16 protein-coding genes and 2 tRNA genes are annotated in these 18,687 nt (G+C 48.9%); 2 read left to right on the forward strand and 16 right to left on the reverse strand.

Annotation, left to right across the window (positions count from 1 at the left end; genetic code table 11):
- Positions 1-6 precede the first annotated feature (6 nt).
- Together WC515_03730 and WC515_03735 are read right to left on the reverse strand one after the other, a co-directional pair.
- Positions 7-1,596: a tetratricopeptide repeat protein gene (locus tag WC515_03730; GenBank protein ID MFA5146471.1), complete on the reverse strand. Its 1,590-nt coding sequence runs from the start codon at positions 1,594-1,596 to the stop codon at positions 7-9.
- On the reverse strand, positions 1,583-2,515 hold the full coding sequence (locus WC515_03735; GenBank protein ID MFA5146472.1) for a bile acid:sodium symporter family protein: 933 nt from the start codon (positions 2,513-2,515) through the stop codon (positions 1,583-1,585). The genes WC515_03730 and WC515_03735 overlap by 14 nt, the downstream gene beginning before the upstream one ends.
- Positions 2,516-2,561: 46 nt before the next feature.
- Here WC515_03735 and WC515_03740 point away from each other — a divergent pair, with 46 nt between their 5' ends.
- Positions 2,562-4,040, forward strand: a complete 1,479-nt coding sequence (locus WC515_03740; protein ID MFA5146473.1) for a hypothetical protein — start codon at positions 2,562-2,564, stop codon at positions 4,038-4,040.
- Positions 4,041-4,086: 46 nt separating this feature from the next.
- On the opposite strand, the gene WC515_03745 is transcribed toward WC515_03740, so the two are convergent.
- Positions 4,087-4,446 carry a sulfite exporter TauE/SafE family protein gene (locus WC515_03745; protein ID MFA5146474.1) on the reverse strand — a complete coding sequence of 120 codons (360 nt, stop codon included), beginning with the start codon at positions 4,444-4,446 and terminating at the stop codon, positions 4,087-4,089.
- A 163-nt stretch (positions 4,447-4,609) separates the two neighbouring features.
- Between WC515_03745 and WC515_03750 the strand changes: the two genes are divergently transcribed.
- On the forward strand, positions 4,610-6,133 hold the full coding sequence (locus tag WC515_03750; GenBank protein ID MFA5146475.1) for a tetratricopeptide repeat protein: 1,524 nt from the start codon (positions 4,610-4,612) through the stop codon (positions 6,131-6,133).
- A 121-nt stretch (positions 6,134-6,254) separates the two neighbouring features.
- Here WC515_03750 and WC515_03755 read toward each other — a convergent pair whose 3' ends face one another.
- The 13 genes from WC515_03755 to WC515_03815 form a co-directional block, all read right to left on the reverse strand.
- Positions 6,255-6,890, reverse strand: coding sequence for a PEP-CTERM sorting domain-containing protein (locus WC515_03755; GenBank protein MFA5146476.1), 636 nt, complete (start codon positions 6,888-6,890; stop codon positions 6,255-6,257).
- A gap of 268 nt (positions 6,891-7,158) precedes the next feature.
- Positions 7,159-7,479: a protein kinase gene (locus WC515_03760; GenBank protein MFA5146477.1), complete on the reverse strand. Its 321-nt coding sequence runs from the start codon at positions 7,477-7,479 to the stop codon at positions 7,159-7,161.
- Positions 7,466-7,933 carry a hypothetical protein gene (locus WC515_03765; GenBank protein ID MFA5146478.1) on the reverse strand — a complete coding sequence of 156 codons (468 nt, stop codon included), beginning with the start codon at positions 7,931-7,933 and terminating at the stop codon, positions 7,466-7,468. Before WC515_03765 ends, WC515_03760 begins: the two co-directional genes overlap by 14 nt.
- A 112-nt stretch (positions 7,934-8,045) precedes the next feature.
- Positions 8,046-10,913 carry a tetratricopeptide repeat protein gene (locus tag WC515_03770; GenBank protein ID MFA5146479.1) on the reverse strand — a complete coding sequence of 956 codons (2,868 nt, stop codon included), beginning with the start codon at positions 10,911-10,913 and terminating at the stop codon, positions 8,046-8,048.
- A gap of 3 nt (positions 10,914-10,916) precedes the next feature.
- Positions 10,917-11,909 (reverse strand): hypothetical protein, encoded by a 993-nt coding sequence (locus tag WC515_03775; GenBank protein MFA5146480.1) that lies wholly within the window; start codon positions 11,907-11,909, stop codon positions 10,917-10,919.
- 298 nt (positions 11,910-12,207) lie between these two features.
- Positions 12,208-12,284 (reverse strand) — tRNA-Asp (locus WC515_03780).
- 141 nt (positions 12,285-12,425) lie between these two features.
- Positions 12,426-14,102, reverse strand: a complete 1,677-nt coding sequence (locus WC515_03785; protein ID MFA5146481.1) for a carbon starvation CstA family protein — start codon at positions 14,100-14,102, stop codon at positions 12,426-12,428.
- Between the two features lie 221 nt (positions 14,103-14,323).
- A tRNA-Val gene (locus WC515_03790) sits at positions 14,324-14,399 on the reverse strand.
- An 8-nt stretch (positions 14,400-14,407) separates the two neighbouring features.
- Complete coding sequence (pyrE, locus tag WC515_03795) at positions 14,408-14,986, reverse strand: orotate phosphoribosyltransferase (GenBank protein ID MFA5146482.1); 579 nt, start codon at positions 14,984-14,986, stop codon at positions 14,408-14,410.
- The gene (gene pyrF / locus WC515_03800; protein ID MFA5146483.1) at positions 14,983-15,696 is read right to left on the reverse strand and encodes an orotidine-5'-phosphate decarboxylase; all 714 of its coding nucleotides are present in this window, start codon (positions 15,694-15,696) and stop codon (positions 14,983-14,985) included. Before pyrF ends, pyrE begins: the two co-directional genes overlap by 4 nt.
- Positions 15,693-16,607, reverse strand: coding sequence for a dihydroorotate dehydrogenase (locus WC515_03805; protein ID MFA5146484.1), 915 nt, complete (start codon positions 16,605-16,607; stop codon positions 15,693-15,695). The genes pyrF and WC515_03805 overlap by 4 nt, the downstream gene beginning before the upstream one ends.
- Entirely contained in the window at positions 16,601-17,449 is an 849-nt protein-coding gene (locus WC515_03810; GenBank protein ID MFA5146485.1) for a dihydroorotate dehydrogenase electron transfer subunit, read from the reverse strand. The genes WC515_03805 and WC515_03810 overlap by 7 nt, the downstream gene beginning before the upstream one ends.
- 3 nt (positions 17,450-17,452) lie before the next feature.
- Positions 17,453-18,685, reverse strand: a complete 1,233-nt coding sequence (locus WC515_03815) for an endonuclease Q family protein (protein MFA5146486.1) — start codon at positions 18,683-18,685, stop codon at positions 17,453-17,455.
- Between the last annotated feature and the right edge of the window lie 2 nt (positions 18,686-18,687).

Raw genomic sequence — 18,687 nt, forward strand, 5'->3', positions numbered from 1 at the left:
CGGCTTTCAGCGCTCACCCCCAAGGGCCTCTTTTATATCGGGATGCCGCCCTAAGAATGAAGAGGCGAGGGACGGCTTCTCCCGGTACAGCTCCCTGTAAAGGGCTATGGCATTGTCCAATTCCCCCATCTTCCAGTATGTCCAGGCAAGCCAGCTCCTTACAAATACGGATCCCGGTTTTATGGCCAAGGCCTTCTCCAGAAATTTTGCCGCTTCGCGGTAGTGCTTGGCAAGATAGCTGGCAGTGCCGGTATACACATGGAACATATTCTTGCTGTCCAGGCCGAGCGCCTTCTTCATCTCATCGATATCGCGCAGCTTATCCCACCTCCACTTTTCCCGTGGGGCCAGCAGGTTATTCTTGTATAGGATATTAACGACCTCGAGCGCCATAAGGGCCTGCCCCTCCGGCGACGGGTGTATCTGATCTACGGTGAGGTCATCACCGACTATGCCGTTCGCGGAATTCTCTTCGAACACCTTTTGGGTCTGTATGACATCGACCCCTTTCATGCCGGCCATCCTTATATTCTCATAAAGCCGGTTTACAAGCGAAGGGGCGTGGATGGGGAAATAATCATTGTCGTTCGCCAGCACATAGTTGGCGTTGGCCTTATCGGATTCCCCGAGCCGTTCGTAACATTCCGCCGCCCTGTAGTAGGTGAGCGCGTATGAAGGATCGATATTTATGCACCTGCCGTATAACTCGAGCGCCTTGCCGTACTCTTTCCCGGCAAAGAGACCTTCCGCTTCCGAAAAATATCCCTCCCACGATGCAAGGGCATCCTTATCAACGGAGGCGCCGTGGATAGACCTGACCGGCTCATACCCCTTCCACCGGGACAGCCCTTCGAAAAATATGACCGGGATGCCGTGCAGACGCGCCGTTTCGATGATCCTGCCCACGTTCTTTTCGAAGTTCCGCGTGACCTCCCTGAACTGCAAAGACCCGGGACGGAGCAGGTTGGCGTCTTCCCTGAAGGCCTCCGGGCTGTCCGATTCCATGTACCACGGGTCTTCCGCCGCCGCTCTGGCGTCGCGTATCCTGCTGCGTTCGAGCTTCGCCCGGATCATAAGCCTGTTAAAGATGCTGAGAAGAGCGGACCTCTTTGGAACGGCCCCGAAGAAGTCCTCTATCCTGTGCAGTAACGGTTTTTTTGAAGAATACCTGAGCCTGTATTCAACGAGGCAAAAATCGTTGTGCACCGTATAGAATACCGCAAGGTCGGGTTTGTAGGGGATCGTCTCCGCGAAGGCGTTGGCAATAAAGCTGCTGTCCGCCCCCATCCTGCCGAAGTTGACTACGGTGATATCCCTCATGACGTCTTCCGGCAGAAGGTCTGACAGGTAGAGCCTCAGCCACTTCCCTATCACCGAACTGGGATATAGCGCCCCTCCGTGCATCGTAGATTCGCCGTACAGGAATATACGGAATTCGCGCGCCTTTTTGTGCCGGGTCAGGTTGTGTTCGATTATACGCCGTTCAATGTAGTCATAGGAAGACGGTGATGTGAAGACCCTGCTCACGAGCTCCGCGGACCCGAAGATCGCGATGATGATGATCGCGCTGAACATTATATTTTTATAGGCCTTCATAGGATCGGCTCCATATGCCGGCTAGTATGGCGGCGCTTATGATGCACCAGGTGGCGAAGAGGGCATTGGGTATAGCGGCCTCCGGCGATGCGTACTTGATGGCGAGGACCGCGCCCAGGCCCGCATTCTGCATGCCCACGCCTATAGCGAGGGTGCGGCACTGCCTCTTATCGAACCTGAAGAGCACGCCTGCCCAGTATCCCAGGAAGAGCCCCGAGAAGTTAAGCAGCGCGACCGCGGCAAAGGCGATGCCCGTAATGCGCTCGAGCGATCCCCTGTTCAGCGCCACTACAAGGCCGCAGATGAATGCTATGAATAAGGTGGAAAATGCCGGAAATACCGGCCTCATCTTTTCGATATGCCCGGGAAAACGATGCCTCACGATGAGCCCGGCAAAGAGAGGGATTATGACCATGAGCATTATGCTCTGCATCATGGGCCAGAATTGGACCGGGATATACTCGCGGGCAAAGAGGTATGTAAGCATCGGCGTTACGACCGGCGAGATGAGCGTGGTGCCTGTCGTAAGCGCGACGGACAGGGCCACATCCGCCTCCGCTATATACGACATCACGCCCGCGGCCATGGCGTCGGGAACGGCGCCTGCGAGGATAAGGCCGAAGGCAAGGGCAGGCGGGAGGTCGAGGACCCGCGCTATTACAAAAGCGGCGGCCGGCATTATGGTGAACTGCGCAAGTATGCCGAGAAGGAGATACCGGGGCCTTTTAAAGATGGGCTCGAAGTCCTTCATCGAAAGGAGGGCGCCTATACCGAACATGGTGCAGGCGAAGAACCACTCCATGAACGGTTTGAGCGGCGTAAAGGCCTGCGGGAAGAGATAGGCCATGGCTACGGAGAGCACCACCCAGACGACCAGGTACCTGGTAAAATAACCGGCTATCCTGTTAATATGGCTCATGACTTACCATATTATAGCACAGAATACGTATTCTTTATGCTATACTATGGTCCATATGAGACATGCCTGGAACGTCTTTCTGGCGATATTTTTTGCCGGGGTTGTGTCGCTTATACTGGAACTTTCCATCCTCAGGGAATTCACCTACGTATTCGGGGCATCATCATTCTCCAACGCTTTCATCATATCTCTCTTCCTGACCGGGCTGGCCGGCGGGACGTATCTTGGCTCCTGGGATAAGTTCAGGGCAAAGACCCCGGGATCTCCCGCTCTGCAATTTTCATTCTTCCAGTTCCTGGCGATCGTATTCATACTCCTTTTCTATATAACAAAAAAGTATTTCGTTTATATCTGCCCGCATAAGGGGGCCGTGATAATCTATTTCGTGGCTTCCACCCTGATCCCGTCGCTGATCGCCGGCCTTACCTACGCCGTTTCGGTGGAGATATTATACGACAAAGGCGAAAAATACATAAAATATATATATGCATTCAGCACCCTCGGCAGCGTCTTTGGGGGCATATCCCACGGTATATTTTTTGTGCCGTTCTTCGGGATGAAATCGACTTATATCTTCGCGGCCGTATTTGCCGCAGCCGCCCTCTTATTCATGCTCCCGTTCACCAGGCGCCTTCTGATGCTCACAACCCTCATCTTCGTGGCCGCGGTCGTCCTTATCATATTGAGCGATCGTTTTACGATCTGTCATAGTTTTAAGAACCTGCTCTTCACCGGGAATAGCCAGTTCGGCCCCGTGGAGATATGGCAGACGGAAAGCGGCGCCGTCGATATGCGGGTCAACCGTGTACACCAATACTTCAGTTATGACTGGGACACACAAAGGCACAGGCAATGGGCGGAAACGACGCTGGAGATAGTGGACCGGCCGTGCAACGTGCTCCTTCTGGGATACGGGAGCGGCGTGAGTTCGGCGGCTTTTTTAGGATCGCCCCTTGTAAAGAGAGTGGATACGGTCGAGAATTGCCTGCCTGTCATAGAAGCAAGCAGGGAGGTCTTCCCCGGGGAATATGCGTCGGTTTCCCGGGACCCGCGGTCGCATATCATCATACAGGATTTCCGCAGCTACATAAGGTTCACGAAAATAAAATACGATATTATCACGCTCGACCACAGTATCGCGGACCCTGTATACCACGGTTTTTTTACCACCGATTTCTTTGACAGGTTAAAGGATATAATGAACCCCGGCGGGGTCATAGCATTGCTGGGCCTGGGTATATCGCGCAATACCACCTCTTCGTCGTTCAATTATGTCTACAGGAACATCGATCCTGACAAGGAGCCGGGCTTTCGCAGGGGGGTCAACTTCCTGATGATGGAAAAGATCGGCGGGAAGGCGGCGGGCAATTACGAGCAGGTCGAAAAGGAACGGTTTTCAGGCGAACCTGTCTATTCGGACGACGACGTGCAGGGCATGGACTTGAACGAGATGGGCCGGGTATTCAGGTCAAGACTGAGCCATTTTTTATCATTCCGGGGCAGGATAGCCGCAATGCCGCGCTGATCTGCAAGCCGGCCGAAACAACGCGGGGCACCCGCCTACCCTGCCTTCACTTCGCAAAGATCGTATAGGCCGCGACGACCGCCAGGAAGATCCCGAACGCCTTTCTAAGGGCGATATTGGAGAACCATTCCGCTATCGTTGCGCCTAAGAACCCTCCTATAAGGAAACCCACGCAGATGAACGCGGCTATATAAAAATGGACATGGCCGCTATTGTAGTACTTTATCACCGCGAGAAGCCCTATGGGTAGGAGCATGATGGCAAGCGTCGTCCCCTGCGCCTCATGCTGTGTCAGCCCGGCAAGAAAGACGAGGCCGGGGATCAGTATCGTCCCGCCGCCTATACCGAACATGCCGGAGAACGTCCCGGCGGTAAGCCCCAGGATAAGATACAGGATCTCTTTCATAGTCCGCCCTTTCTTCGATTTTCAGTGCTCATGATATTTTACCGGTCTAATTATAACATGCCGGGCGCTCTCTATGGGGGTAAAATCTCCTATTTTTATTGACTATATTTTCCTGCGATAGTAATGTAATGTCTGGCATACGAAGGAAAATATCGACCGAAGCATGAAAAACGACCATAGCATCTCAGGATACACGCCGGCGCTTCTTGCCATCGGCATAGTTGCCGTGACCGCCGTTATTTACCACAGTGCGCTATGCGCGGGATTCGTGAACTGGGACGACTCCGTCTACGTCATCAACAACAAGCTGGTCCGCTCGCTCGCGCCCTCCAATATAGCCCGCATGTGGACCTCCTTTAACGGGGGCTTCTATATACCTCTCGTATGGCTTACGTATGCTGTGACGTACCATTTCTGGGGGCTCGATCCGCGGATGTACCATCTCGTCAATGTCGCCTTTCACTGCGCGAACGCGGCCCTCGTCTTTATCCTGTTCCGGCGGCTTCTGGCCGTCTCCGGGCATCGCGACGGATCGGCCCTGCCTGGCCGGGGGACCGGCCTCGCCATCGCGGGCCTTGCCGCGGTCCTCTGGAGTATCCACCCGCTCCGCGTTGAGAGTGTCGCGTGGGTCACGGAAATGAAGGATGTGGGATGTACCTTCTTCTTTCTATTGAGCCTGCTCGCCTATGTAAGGTACGCGGCCGCCCCGGCGCGCAATATGGTATTCGGCGGCATGTCGCTCCTATTCTTCATGCTCTCGCTGCTGTATAAACAGACGGTCATCCTGCTCCCCCTCGTCATGCTCTGCCTCGATAAATGGCCGCTCGGAAGGCTCGGACGGATCAAGGATGTCGCAGGTCTCCTCAGGGAAAAGGCGCCTTTCTTCATACTCTCGATCGTGTCCGGGGTCATGCTCTATGTGGCCCATTCAACCGTGGTGGGTATAACGCCGATAAAGGATATCCCTCTCTCCTTCAGGGTCATGAACGCCTTCCACTCCGCCTTCTTCTATCTGGCCAAGACCTTCCTGCCCGTAGGGCTATTCCCGCTCTACCCGATACTGCGCCCCCACGAGACCGCCTTCTCTTTCGAGAACGTACTGTCGTGCATCCTCGTCATCCTCATCTCGGCCGCATCTTTCATATGGGGCAGGGGCAGAAGGTCGTATATCCCGGTGGCATGGCTCATATACCTCTTCACCCTGGTCCCCTCCATAGGGATAGTGCAGTCGGGCCGCCAGGCGGCGGCAGACCGTTTTTCATACATCCCGGCCATGAGCATCACGTTCCTGGTGAGCGCTGCCATCATCTCATTCCCGTCGCTATTTAAACGCCGTATCCATGCGCGGATAGCCCGCGCGGCGGTGATCGCAATGATCCCCATCCTGCTTATCACGCTCGGCATCTTGACGGTGAACCAGATATCGATCTGGAAGGACCCCATATCTCTGTGGAAACATGCCGCGCGGGGATATCCTGTCGATTCGTCGTTGATACACGGGAACCTGGCGGAGGCGTATATGGAGGCGGGTGAAACAGATAAGGCGATCGCGGAATACCGCATTGCGATATCGATAGATCCAAAGGAGGCAAAATTCCACCTGGGCCTCCTCAACGCTCTCCATAAGGCAAACAGACAGGATGAGGCCATGGCGGAACTGATGCAGGCCCTCTCATCGGGGAAATAGAAGAGACGTTTTCCGATCTTATCGGGAAACTGTCTGTCGAAACAGCCGGCTAAACAGTCGACGGGTACACCTTCCCGAAGAAAACGGAAAACGTCTCTAAGGACTTATCTGATTAAATATGCTATGAGATTCTCTTTTTTCTTCTTGCCATTGCCATTGCTGCGGCACCAATACCGAATAGCACCATAGTGGCCGGCTCCGGGACAACTCCGGATGGATTTCCATAAGCCCTATACGCAAAGTCAAGATTATCGTTATCCGAATATGTGCCATAATTAGTAATTAAGGCTTCATCCGGTATCGGGTTTATTGGGTTTCTATCCATCGCGCCCGTATAAGTATCTCCTGTTCTTACTTCGAAAGCAACCCAATAATTACCGGCCGGCAACGCCCAATTTACGCCGCTTACACCATACCAGCCTGTAGCTGCTCCAACTAAAAAGTTCTGGTCATATAATTGGCTATTGACGTCTGGGATGATCCCTGAATAAATTCCATCACCATAAATTGCCAGGGTCGCTGTCCCGCTCACTTGAAGGTGTCTCCATCTTTGGTCTGTAAAGTGAGCTTCGATGTTAGTGAGCGAATAAGGGTCAGACAATGTAAACCTGGCGGCGTATCCTAAGCCGTTTTCCATATAACCATAGACTGCCGCATCGGGAGGGGTCCCCGTATCAAATATTACTGCCCCATAAGCCTGGCTCGAAATTAACAACATGGTAGCAAGCAGCGTATTTAATATTATTTTTATTCTCATCCCTACCCCCTTTTTATGATTGTTTCGATACCGCCATAACTGCCTTATATCATACAATCTAAATACAATATCTATACAAGCAATAACCGTGCCGATATCAGATACCTTCGTAATTGTTTAAAATGAGATTGGAAAGATGATAGGTATGCCATACTATGACGAGTATGGTGTTTAAGCGGCTATACACGTGACTAAAATCAGGGCTTGTATAAAAAGCTCGATGGGTCCACCAGGCAGCAGGGCACATTTAAGGATTGTGCCAATTTACTCAAACTTTTCGAGGGGACAGGTCTGGGATGCCATCCGGAACCGGTCTGGGATTGGTACGAGAACCGTCCCCGAAAACCGTGGATAAGTATATTCGGCCATCTGACAAATGCCCAGTGTCTAATACACTAACGATATTGGCGTGTTCAGCGGCCTTGAGAATTTGTGCTTCATAAAAGAAATTTTTCTGATTAACAATTTTATCTTTGGGAATAAACTTAACCGCACATTCTGTATTTAATCCAGTGTCTATAGCCAACCAAACCTCTCCAAAATGACCAGAACCCAATTTTTCCTTTAATTCAAATTTATCTAGCGTCATGAAACGTGCTCCATCCGACTAAAATTGCCTCTTGAATACATGTATCTATTTCAGCAAAGTCTTGGAAAACAGAATAGTCTAAATCTGTTTTTAAAGATTGAGTCCTTCCTTTTAATCCCAAATCTTTTGCTATAGTGCAATTAACCTTTTTATAGACTTTAATTCCTTTAATTGCCGCTGCCAATTGAATTATGGCCTCATTTTCTGTACGTATTACAAAGGGGCTACCTCTACTTGCCATACCCTCCGTTCCCTTTATCGCTATAGCATCTATTTTATTTTTTTCTAGAATATCTGTTATTTCTTGAGAAAACCATTTAAGTTCTTGAGGCCTTGTGTAATTCTTGGGAAAGAGTATTCGATTGTGTTGTAAGAGTTTTGGAGATTTTTTGCTACCATCCAATATAGCAAAACAATAATCTTTCGTGCTACATCTTATTCCCAAAATAATCATTATATTTAGCGCCTTATTGTGAAACTGCCATTTTGATCACATATTTTTCGTACGGGCAAACATACTATAAAATATAAGGTACTAGTGTTTGTTTCGTAATAATAGATTATAACTAGTAAATGATTTTATAATTAAATTTCAGCCAATCACTAATTTCTTTATTAATAAGTGGCATAACATGATCGATTAATCCCAGCTTTCTTTTTAGCAAGTCGCTGAACTTTTTTGTTACGCTTCGCGGATCTCTATCTGTTGTTACAACTTTTAAAATAATTTCTAAATATTTTCGTCTCATACCAGGGTCTGGTAGTTCGAGTATTATCAGTTTCATAAAATCGGTTAAAACATTAAGTTGTGAATCTAGGGTGGTTTCTTTGGATTGCAGTATGTCAATAAATGCGTTAAAATCATTGGACGCTTGAAAACTATTTTTTTCTGCACAGTATAATAGCATCTGGGCTGAGATTGAAAGATAATAATACTTTAGGCCTGCTAATTTAATTACCGCATCATAATATTCAGATTCACTCAGTAGCTTTTTTTGTACAAGCATAGTTAGAAAATTTTGTATGCTAAAGCTGTCTATTTTATAATCATTAAATAATAATTCTTTGAATAAAAGATCATCACAAAATAACGGCAGTCTCTTCTCTTTGCATGTTTGTATAGAATAAATGTAGGGTCTCCCCAAAAGCTGTTCTTTAGTTTCTAGGTCTTTTTCTAATAGCTTATCTAGGCCAATTATATTAAAAGTATTTGCTGCAGCATCTTTGATTTTTTGTAGAAAGTCTATTTTATTTTTGCTACCTTCTGCAGAAAAATTTTGCCTATAGGCTTTCCCCTCATGATAAAAGACCGACATTCCTTCACTATCCCCAAATCCTGTTTCATCGGCTATGCTCATATCTATTTCATCTATTGTCGCTCTGGTGACATAAACCTTATCAAAGTATTTTGTCGGCAATGTTAACATGTCTAAATACGCTAAAGTAAATAAAGAGAGCGGATCCAATAACACCTCTTTAGATTTATTAATTAATTCCTGTTCTTTTATTTGTTCTACGGCGCTTCCAGAGGCACAAAATAATCTATTGCCCATTGCAATTAAACCAGCCCAGGCAGTAAATAAACTAATATTCATAAATTTAGACAATGCGCCTATTGTTAACTTTTTAGATAAATACATTTGGGTTATCTGTGATGCGTATTCCGATTTCCTCTTTACCATTTCTAGTACTTTTTCAGGATTCGCTTCAATTTTCTGTATTGTTTTATTGCTGGGGAAATATGTATTAAAATTGTTTAGTATACTTTGGAATAATTTTACATATTTACTTTTTATTCCCAAAATTTCAACTACCTCATCTCGCCCGCCTTCTATCTTAATCGTTATTTTATCGCCAATTTTTTTTCCATAAATCGCTTTGCCTAAATTTGATTCTTTATAGATTTCTGCCCTAACTAATGATGCCCCAGGATCATCTAATAATAAAAACTCGCTTTCTTGACCATCTTTTCTTAATCTTATATAAAAATCTTCTTTAACAAATTCTGATTCTAAAATAAGATCGCCTGTTTTCTTGCCTTTTTTGAGAAATAAAAATAAGTATAAAAGCTGTGTCTCAGCATCGCTATCAGCAAGGGCTACTACCTTATACGCTTGCTTAATTGCTTCTTCTGTATAATTAGTCCGTGCCAAGAATTTTGTTAGTAAAAGAAGGGTGTCTTTATCATTAATACGGTTTTTGATCTCTAAGAGTGATTTTATCTGATGTTCTTTATCGCTCCCCCCGATGTCGTTGACCATTGCTGTGTAATTAATCTTATGCCTGTAATTTTGTGGTTCTATTTTTACCAATCTTAAATATAGATCCCTAGCTTTATCTAATGAGCCTAATTGTTGGTAAATCGCTGCTTGTAATTCTAACACGAATGGGATATCGCCTTGTTTAGCTATTAGATTTTTACATACTTCTAAACATTTTTGTATGTTTTCCGCTCTGTTTTCTTTTGATTCGTATAGACATATTAAATAATCTTTTATAAAATCGTCAAATAAAGATTCTGAAACTATAACTTCATATAGCGGTATTGCAGCATCATATGAGCCGATCTTTTTATAATGTTTGGCCAAATGTATTATTGCAATATTTTTTTCTGGTCCTGTAGCAGTTTTCATCACTTCCGTTATTAGTGATTTAAAAGCCTCTGTTTCTCCTTTAGCCCTTTTTATCTCTGCATCTAATAGTAGTATTTTTGGGTCTTTACCAAATTTGCTATATAGTTGCTTTAAAATACTGCTTGCTTCATCATAATCTTTTTTTGATACGTAGGTTTCTGCTAATAACAAATTGGGTACAATATTTAAACTGAGAAGCTCTTCTTTATAATATTGTTTAATTGCAGCAATTGCTTCCTCAGCTCTCGGCTCTGGTTGATCTACATACGATGATACTAGGGTTGGCATTATGTCATCTTTACTAGCGCCCCCATCTAAAGCTTTCTTAAAATCTACTATTGCTTCATCTTGGTTTTTAGTTAATACATTTATTTTTGCTTTATTTGCATATGCAAGAGGGTTTTTAGGATCAATTTCCAATACGGCATTTATGTCGTTAATAGCAAGATCAAACTTATCTAATATGGCTCTAACGCTAGATCTGTTTATGTAGGCATCTTCTAGTAGGGTCTTTTTATCAGTTGTTTTTAACAAATTGATGGCTTGTGTTAATAATCGTTCCGATTCTTCTAAGTCTTTTATATTTTCTGAGGATAGACCAAAGCGCCAAGCTCGGCCTTTCATAATAAATTGCAGTAAATGCGAGCCATATGTTAAATAAATTTCTGGTATGTCCTTCGCCGTCTCTAACGCTTTCTGGAAATATTCCTTTGCTTTTACAATTTCGTCTTTTTTTGCATAGGCAAGAGCAATATTTAGCAAAGCGTTTTTATCTTTTTTAAATCTATCTTTAATTTCCATTTTCTAACCCTCTTTACGATATAACGTCATCGCTTCTTCTGTCTTATCAGCAGCCATTAGTAATTCGAATTTTATATTAATTGCTTCGTTATCATTTGGATCCATTATTATAGCTGCATCTATATATGGTAGACCATCCAAAGGCTTGTCCTCAAATAAACATGCCAATGCTCTATTCTTACAAGCAATAAGTGAGGGTGGAGATATAAAATCATATGCAATTTTAAACATTTTCGACGCTTCTGCTTCATCTCCTAATACTACATAACATACGCCAAGATTATTATAAACCTTGAATTTTGCAATCATTGGTACTTTAAGGTCTTTTTTAAAATCATTTATTAATTTTTCGTATATTATTTTTGCGCTTTCATGCTTGGCGTTATCCATTAAAACTTTGGCGTTATCGATTTCGGTTTTATACTTACACCCCTCTAGCGAATCGATGTCACTAACTTTGGCAGGTAAAATATTGGATCGAGATGTGCTTATAGATTGTTCATAAGTTAATTCTGTCGATGGTTTCTTTTCGAGCGTTTTTGCTATATTAGTTCGAACCTCTATCATCATTTTGTTAGTAGCTTCCATTGTTTGAGAAACAGAAAGAGGCACATGCTCTGCTTTGGGTAATTCTTCCGTAAAAATTTCTATAAACCTAGCGCTTATTAACCCTATGTCTCGTTGCTTAAGATTAGTGCATTCCCCACATTTTTCGTTCAAACCTTTAGATATAGCGTCTTGCGCTATTTGAGGATTTATCTTGTAGTTTTGACCGATTACGGCGATAAGCTCTTTATTATTACTAAGCGTTTCCCATAAAATGATATCAATTCGTCCACTTTTTAATTCATTAGAAACTCTTCGTGCAGATATAATAACTGCTTTTAGTATAGGCTCTTTTCTGAACAAAGAGAGGAGCTTTTCAACGGCCTTTTCTCCAAAAACCGTTGTTATTAACTCTGCTCCCTTTATACATATCTGGAATAATATTTCCATATAGCAGATTAATCCTATAATAAAAAAGCGTTAGAATTAATTCTAACGCCTTAACATTCTTAATGTTATGTAATTGCTCTTGATCTCATAACCAACCCTTTGTTGTCTGATATTATAGCAGTATCGAGATATTACTACAAGGATTAGGTTAGAGCGACAGTTGGCTTCAGTAGAGTAGTTTGACTATTATACTTACGATGAGCGAGGCAAGACACTACGTTGTGACAGGATTGTGACATAAAAAAACTCGCCCTAAGTATAGAATTAGAGCGAGTCCGCCACTTACTCGACGATAAACTGGCGGGGACGACGGGGATCGAACCCGCGACCTTCAGATCGACAATCTGACGTTCTAACCAGCTGAACTACGTCCCCAACAAAAATCCCGATATGATAAAAGTGGTGTTATTTTAGCAATTCCGGCTTGTCTTGTCGAGACAAATTTTTAATCCCGATTTTGCGTTTAAGGACCGTTAATGTACCCCCCTGGGGGGGCCGGTCCGAAATTTTCCGGCCTTATTTCCGGCGGCTCTCTTTTTTGAAGGCTGCCGCGCCTTCGAAGATGAGAAAGGCCGACAGGGCGAGCAGGATAAAGATAGTGATGTCGTTTGCGCCGATACCGGGCCTGCCCGATGCCAGGCGCACCAATGTGGGTTTGACCAGCAGGATGAGCGCGGTTATCGAGGTCACAAGCATAAAGACCGTCGCAAGAAGGACATGGAAAAATTTCATCTTACTCTTGAAGAGCCACAGGCTGATGATCAGGAGCACAAACCCCGCCAGAAGCTGGTTACTGGCGCCGAAGACCGTCCAGAATACCTTCCATGCCGGGATGACGTTGCCGTCCGCGTCAACGATCTTCTGCATCAGGAAGACGGCGGGCAAAAGAAGCGTGATGAAGCTCGCGATATACGGGCTGAAACGGTTGCGCATACCGGCCAGTTCTTCAAATATGTAACGGCCGAGACGCGTCGCCACATCGAGCGTGTCATACACAAATGTTGCGAACGCAAGGAGCGCAAAATTGAGCGCGAAGGCGTGCGGTATGCCCAGGCGGTCCAGGAATGTCGCGATACCGCTCGCGTAGATCATGTTCGGATCTTTGAGCGCATTCGCCTGCGACGCCCCGAGAACCATAAGGGTCGAGAGGGCGATGATAGCCACCGCGCTTTCCAGGAGCATCCCGCCATACCCGACAGGCGCAGCGTCGGTCTCCTTATGGAGCTGCCGCGAAGTGGTGCCGCTTGCCACCAGCGCATGAAACCCCGAACATGCGCCGCATGCGATCGTGATGAAGAGTATCGGGAAGAGAGGAAGGCCCGAGGGGTTCTGCCAGGATATGAACGCCGGGTACTCGACATGCAGACCCCCGAAGAGCGATCCTATCGCTATACCGATGAAGCTGACAAAGACCGTCCCTGCCAGGAAGAACCCTCCCATATACCCGCGTGGCTGCAGGAGGAGCCATACCGGGATGACCGAAGCCATAAAGCAGTAACATAAAAGGAGTATATCCCATGTCTGACGCACTTCCATCCCCGGTATCGGCGGGATATACAACGGGAAGAGATTCCCCGCATAAATACACCCCAGTATCAACGGCGCAAATATAGCGGTTGCGAGAGCCAGGTTCATCCTGAAACGCTTGACCGCTATGCCCATCGCCAGAGCAAGGCCGAGGTATAGCATTGAACTCGATGCCACCTTGCCGCCGTTCACCGGCTCAACGAACGTGTTCACCGTAATATCGGTAAAGACGGTTATTATGTACATGAGCGAAAACCACAGGAAGATGAGGAATACGATAAACGCCCGAGGCGGCATGTAATTCTTGACCACCTCAGCGATCGACCTTCCCTCGTGCCGTATCGAAGCTACGAGGGCGCCCATATCGTGTACGCCGCCGATAAGGATGCCGCCGATGATTATCCATAACACGGCAGGGCCCCAGCCGAACCATAGACCCGCCAGGATCGGGCCGACGATCGGGCCCGCCGCGGCGATGGCCGAAAGGTGCTGGCCCAGGAGATAGGTCTTATGGATCGGTTCGTAATCCATGCCGTCGCGAAGCGTATGCGCGGGGGTCTTACACCTGTCGTCGAGGCAAAATGATCTCTTCAGGAAAAACCCGTAGATGAAATACCCCGCCGCTAACGGCACGAATAAAAGTATGACGGTGAAGAAGAGGTTCACAAATACCCTTTCTTTTAAGCATCCATTACATTACAACTCTTTTGAGGGGCCATCTTGTTGGAATCGGTGTGATATGGCTGGCGGAACAGGGCTCGGTCCTCCGCATAAACTAATCTCTCTTTTGTGGCCCGCCTTCGCAATCAACTGTCAAACGAATCGGTGCTTCGGCGGGCTCATCCGCCGAAGCCTTCTGTCGTCTGCCTGTTGTTGGCGAAGGCGGATGGTGGGCGGAACAGGGCTCGAACCTGTGACCTCTTGAATGTAAGTCAAGCGTTCTACCAGCTGAACTATCCGCCCGAAAAGGGTTATTTATGGTCCGGCCGCGAGCCGGGCTTCATTACGGGGATGCCCTTCCTGCACATAGGGCATGCCTTTTCGTCAAACGTCTCGACGCGTATCTTAGCAAGCGCCTCGAACCTGACGCCGAGATCCGCGCCGTTATCGCTCCTATCGATGATGGCGCCCGCGCCTGCTATCTTACCGCCGGAGCCCTTCACGACCTCCATGACCTCTCTGGTCGAGCCGCCGGTCGTCACCACGTCCTCTACTACCAGCGCACGCTCCCCCGGATTGACTGAAAACCCCCTGCGGAGGACCATCGCTTTGTCCTGCCTCTCGGCGAATATGCCGCGCACGCCTAGCGCGCGGGCGACTTCATACCCCAGGGTGATTCCGCCGAGGGCGGGGCCGACCACAAGATCGACCTTATCTTTGGAAAACCTGGCCGCAAGTTCCTTCGCGAGCCTTTCGGCGACCTCCGGATGCTGCAGTATGAGGGCACACTGGAGATACTTCCCGCTGTGGAGCCCGCTCGAAAGACGGAAGTGTCCCTCCAGGAGGGCACCATACTTATCGAACAGCTTTAAAACGTCCTTTTCGGTCATATCGTCATCTCTTCTATGATCTCTTTTGCCGCCCGGACAGGGTCGGCCGCCTCGGTGATCGGCCGGCCCACGACGATGAAGTTCGCGCCGTTCCTTACCGCTTCCGCCGGGGTCGCTATCCTCTTCTGGTCGTTCTTTGCCGCCCAGGCGGGCCTGACGCCGGGCGTCACTATGATAAAACCCTCTCCCGCGTTCTCCCTTATGAGTTTGGCTTCGGACGGAGAGGCGACGACACCGTCGGCCCCCGCATCTTTGGCGATCAACGCAAGCCGGACGACTTCTTTCTGTATGGTATCATGTATGCCTACCTTCTTCAACCCATTTTCATCCATGCTCGTAAGGATCGTGACGGCAAGGACCCTCGGCCTCTCTATGCCGAGGCGCTGGGCCTCGAGCTTCACCGCGCCGCATGCCTCTTTCATCATGTCGTAGCCGCCCAGGGCATGCACATTTAAGATGAATACACCGAGCCGGGTCACAGACGCGGCGGCCCTGGCGACGGTATTCGGTATATCATGGAATTTCAGGTCGAGGAATATGTCCCGCTCCCGCTCCTTTATCGCCTCCAATATGCCCGGCCCGCATGACGAGAAGAGCTCAAGACCCACCTTGAACACCCTCACATCGTTCCTGAGCTTGTCTACCAGCGCAAGCGCCTTCTTTTCGCTGTCGACATCGAGCGCAACTATAAGCCTATCGTTCGCCTTCATCCGGTCCTCAGCTTTCCGACAATGCCTTTTACATTCTCTATCCCGTGTTCTTTCATGTACTCTTCGATACCTCTCGCTGTGGCTGCCGCTGCGCCCGGATCCACAAAATTGGCGGTACCCACCTGGATGGCCGCTGCGCCCGCGAGCATGAACTCGAGCGCATCTTTATGGTCCATGATCCCGCCCATCCCTATTACGGGGATGCGGACCTTATTATAAACGGTCCAGACCATGCGAAGCGCGAGCGGCTTTATCGCCGGGCCGCTCAAACCGCCCGTGACATTTCCCAGCACCGGTCTTTGTGCCTCTATATCAACGGCCATTCCCAGAAACGTGTTCACGAGGGAGACCGCGTCCGCGCCCGCTTCCTCGGCGGCCTTCGCTATCCTGGAGATATCGGTCACGTTGGGGGATAGTTTTGCTATGACGGTAAGGCCTGTCGCGCGCCGGACCGCCTTGACCGTCTCGTACGTACCTTTCTCGTCCTGGGCTATCAGACGGTCCTTACCGCCGTACCGTATATTCGGGCAGGAGAGGTTCAGTTCGAGCGCTGCGGCTTTAGTGCCGACGGCCTTTGCCAGCTCCTTGAACTCGTCTTCATCATCCCCCGCGATACTTGCTATCACCGGGGTCCCGAACTTTTTAAGGGACGGGAGCGTCTTCTTAAGGAATATATCTACACCTTTATTCTCGAGCCCGATCGAATTTAGCATACCGGAAGGCGTCTCTATGACACGGGGCGGCGGGTTGCCTATCCTGGGGCGCAGGGTGACCGTCTTGGCCACGATAGCGCCCAACGACCGGATGTCGGTCAGTTCTCCGTACCCGTCCCCGAACGTCCCCGACGCCGCCATGACGGGGTTCTTCAGTTTCAGCTTTCCTATCTTTACGCTCAGATCCGGCTTCACCAGATTATCTCCTTTGCGTTAAATACCGGCCCGTCCTTACAGACCATCTTGTATTCGTATTGGGTATTGGGTATAGGGTATCGGGTATCGGGTTTGGTAAATTGCGATCTGACTTTTACCGGACAGCCGAGGCAGACTCCCACGCCGCAGGCCATCTTCTCTTCGAGCGAGACCTGGCAATCGGCGTTATGCGCCGCGGCGATCTTAGCTACCGCTTTCAACATTGCGTTAGGACCGCAAGCGTATACGGTCCATGGTCCATGGTCGACGGTCGACAGTAAAGACCCTAAGATTTCAGTGATGAATCCTTTGCACCCTTCGCTCCCGTCTTCCGTTGAAACTAATGTTTCTATGCCAAGTTCTTTAAACTCTTTTTTGCAAATTAACTGTTTTTTTGTTTTTGCGCCTATTAAGGCGTATATTTTTTTACCGTGGGCCGTGGACTGTGGACTGTGGACTAATTTTTCTGCCAGCGCAACGAGCGGCGCGACCCCCATGCCGCCGGCGACGAGTACAACTGTGGACCGTGGACTGTGGACTGTGGACTTAATGTCGAACCCTTTCCCCAGCGGCCCGATCACGTCGAGAAGCTCTCCCGGTTTACGCCTAGCCAATATCTCCGTGCCCTTGCCCACGACCTCATATAATATCTCGATCCCGCCCCTTATTATCCTGTGTACGCTGAAAGGCCTGCGAAGCAGCGGATCGACAGCGTCGGAAGGGCGCACCTCTATAAATTGGCCCGGTGCCGTCGCGCGCGCAAGATACGGCGCCCCGAGCCGCATCTTGTAGTACCGCGGCCCTGCCTTCCTGTTCTCCAGTATCTTCGCGCTAAGTTGTCTCATATTTCAGAAAAAGCTCAGCTGCTTCTCGGGGTCTTCCTCGCCCTTCCTGAAGACACCCACCTTCCCGTATTCCCCGTCGTAACCGGGCATTATCTCCACTTCCCCTTTGCGCGTGTTCATGATCCCTTTCGCTATCTTCGCGGGGCATCTCTCTTTCAACTCTTCTTCGGGGGCATCGAGCAGTATCGCGAACTCGTTCCCGAAATTCTTTATCATCTGGAAATACTCCTTCTCCACGGTCATCGAATCGGGGCTGAAGCCGAGCGCGTCGCCGATGATCTCGGCGAGCGGCACCATGCTCTTGAAAGGCGGGCTCGACTCCGACACGAAGCCCTCCGGCCTGTCGGCAAGGCCCTCGAGCCGGTGGAGGACGCCTATCGTTACCGGCTTGCCGCATACGGGACACTTATTATTCACCCTCATCGCCTCTTTCGGCTCCAGGCGTGTCTTGCATACCCTGTGGCCGTCCCAGTGGTATTTACCCTCCTCCGGGAAGAACTCTATGGTGTAGAGAAATCTCGACCTGTCTTTCTTCTTCAATATATCTATGAGCTCCTTATACCCGAACCTCGTCTTAAAGACATTTGCCTCTCTCCCTATTTTGGAAGGCGAATGGGAATCGGAATTCGAGGTGAGGCAGAACCTGTCAAGCTTTGACCATCTCCAGTTCATGGCCGGGTCGCTGGAGAGGCCCGTCTCTATCGAAAATACCTTGGGCGTCTCCGCCTCGAAGCACTCCTCGGGGGAGTCAAACCCGGAATTCGAGCCGAATATGCTGAAGTGCGGCGTCCACGCGTGGCTCGGCACGACGAATATATCGGGATCTATGGCAGTGAGGAGGCGCACCATCCTGTCGCACTCCAGTGCCAGTATGGGCCGCCCGTCGCTCGCGAGGTCGCCGTATTCGCCTACGGCCCTGTTTATCTCTTCGACGGCATTGAAGCTGGGCGCGAATATTATATTATGGACCTTCCGGGTCCTGCCCGCCTTGAAGTATATATTGGACACCTCGGCCGTAAGGATGAAATATACGCCGTCATGAAGATAGATGCCGTACTCGGTCTCCTGGAGCTTGTTCTTCAGCTCCGAAAGCCACATGGGGTGGGTGAAGTCGCCGGTGCCGAGCATCGACATCCCTTTTATCTTAGCCCACCTGGCAAGCGATGCCAGCTCCATCTCCCTGGATGTGGCGCGCGAGTATTTCGAGTGTATGTGGAAGTCGGCTATGAACGGCATCG

This window comes from Candidatus Omnitrophota bacterium (genome assembly GCA_041650805.1).
Taxonomy (GTDB): domain Bacteria; phylum Omnitrophota; class Gorgyraeia; order 2-01-FULL-45-10; family 2-01-FULL-45-10; genus JBAZKM01.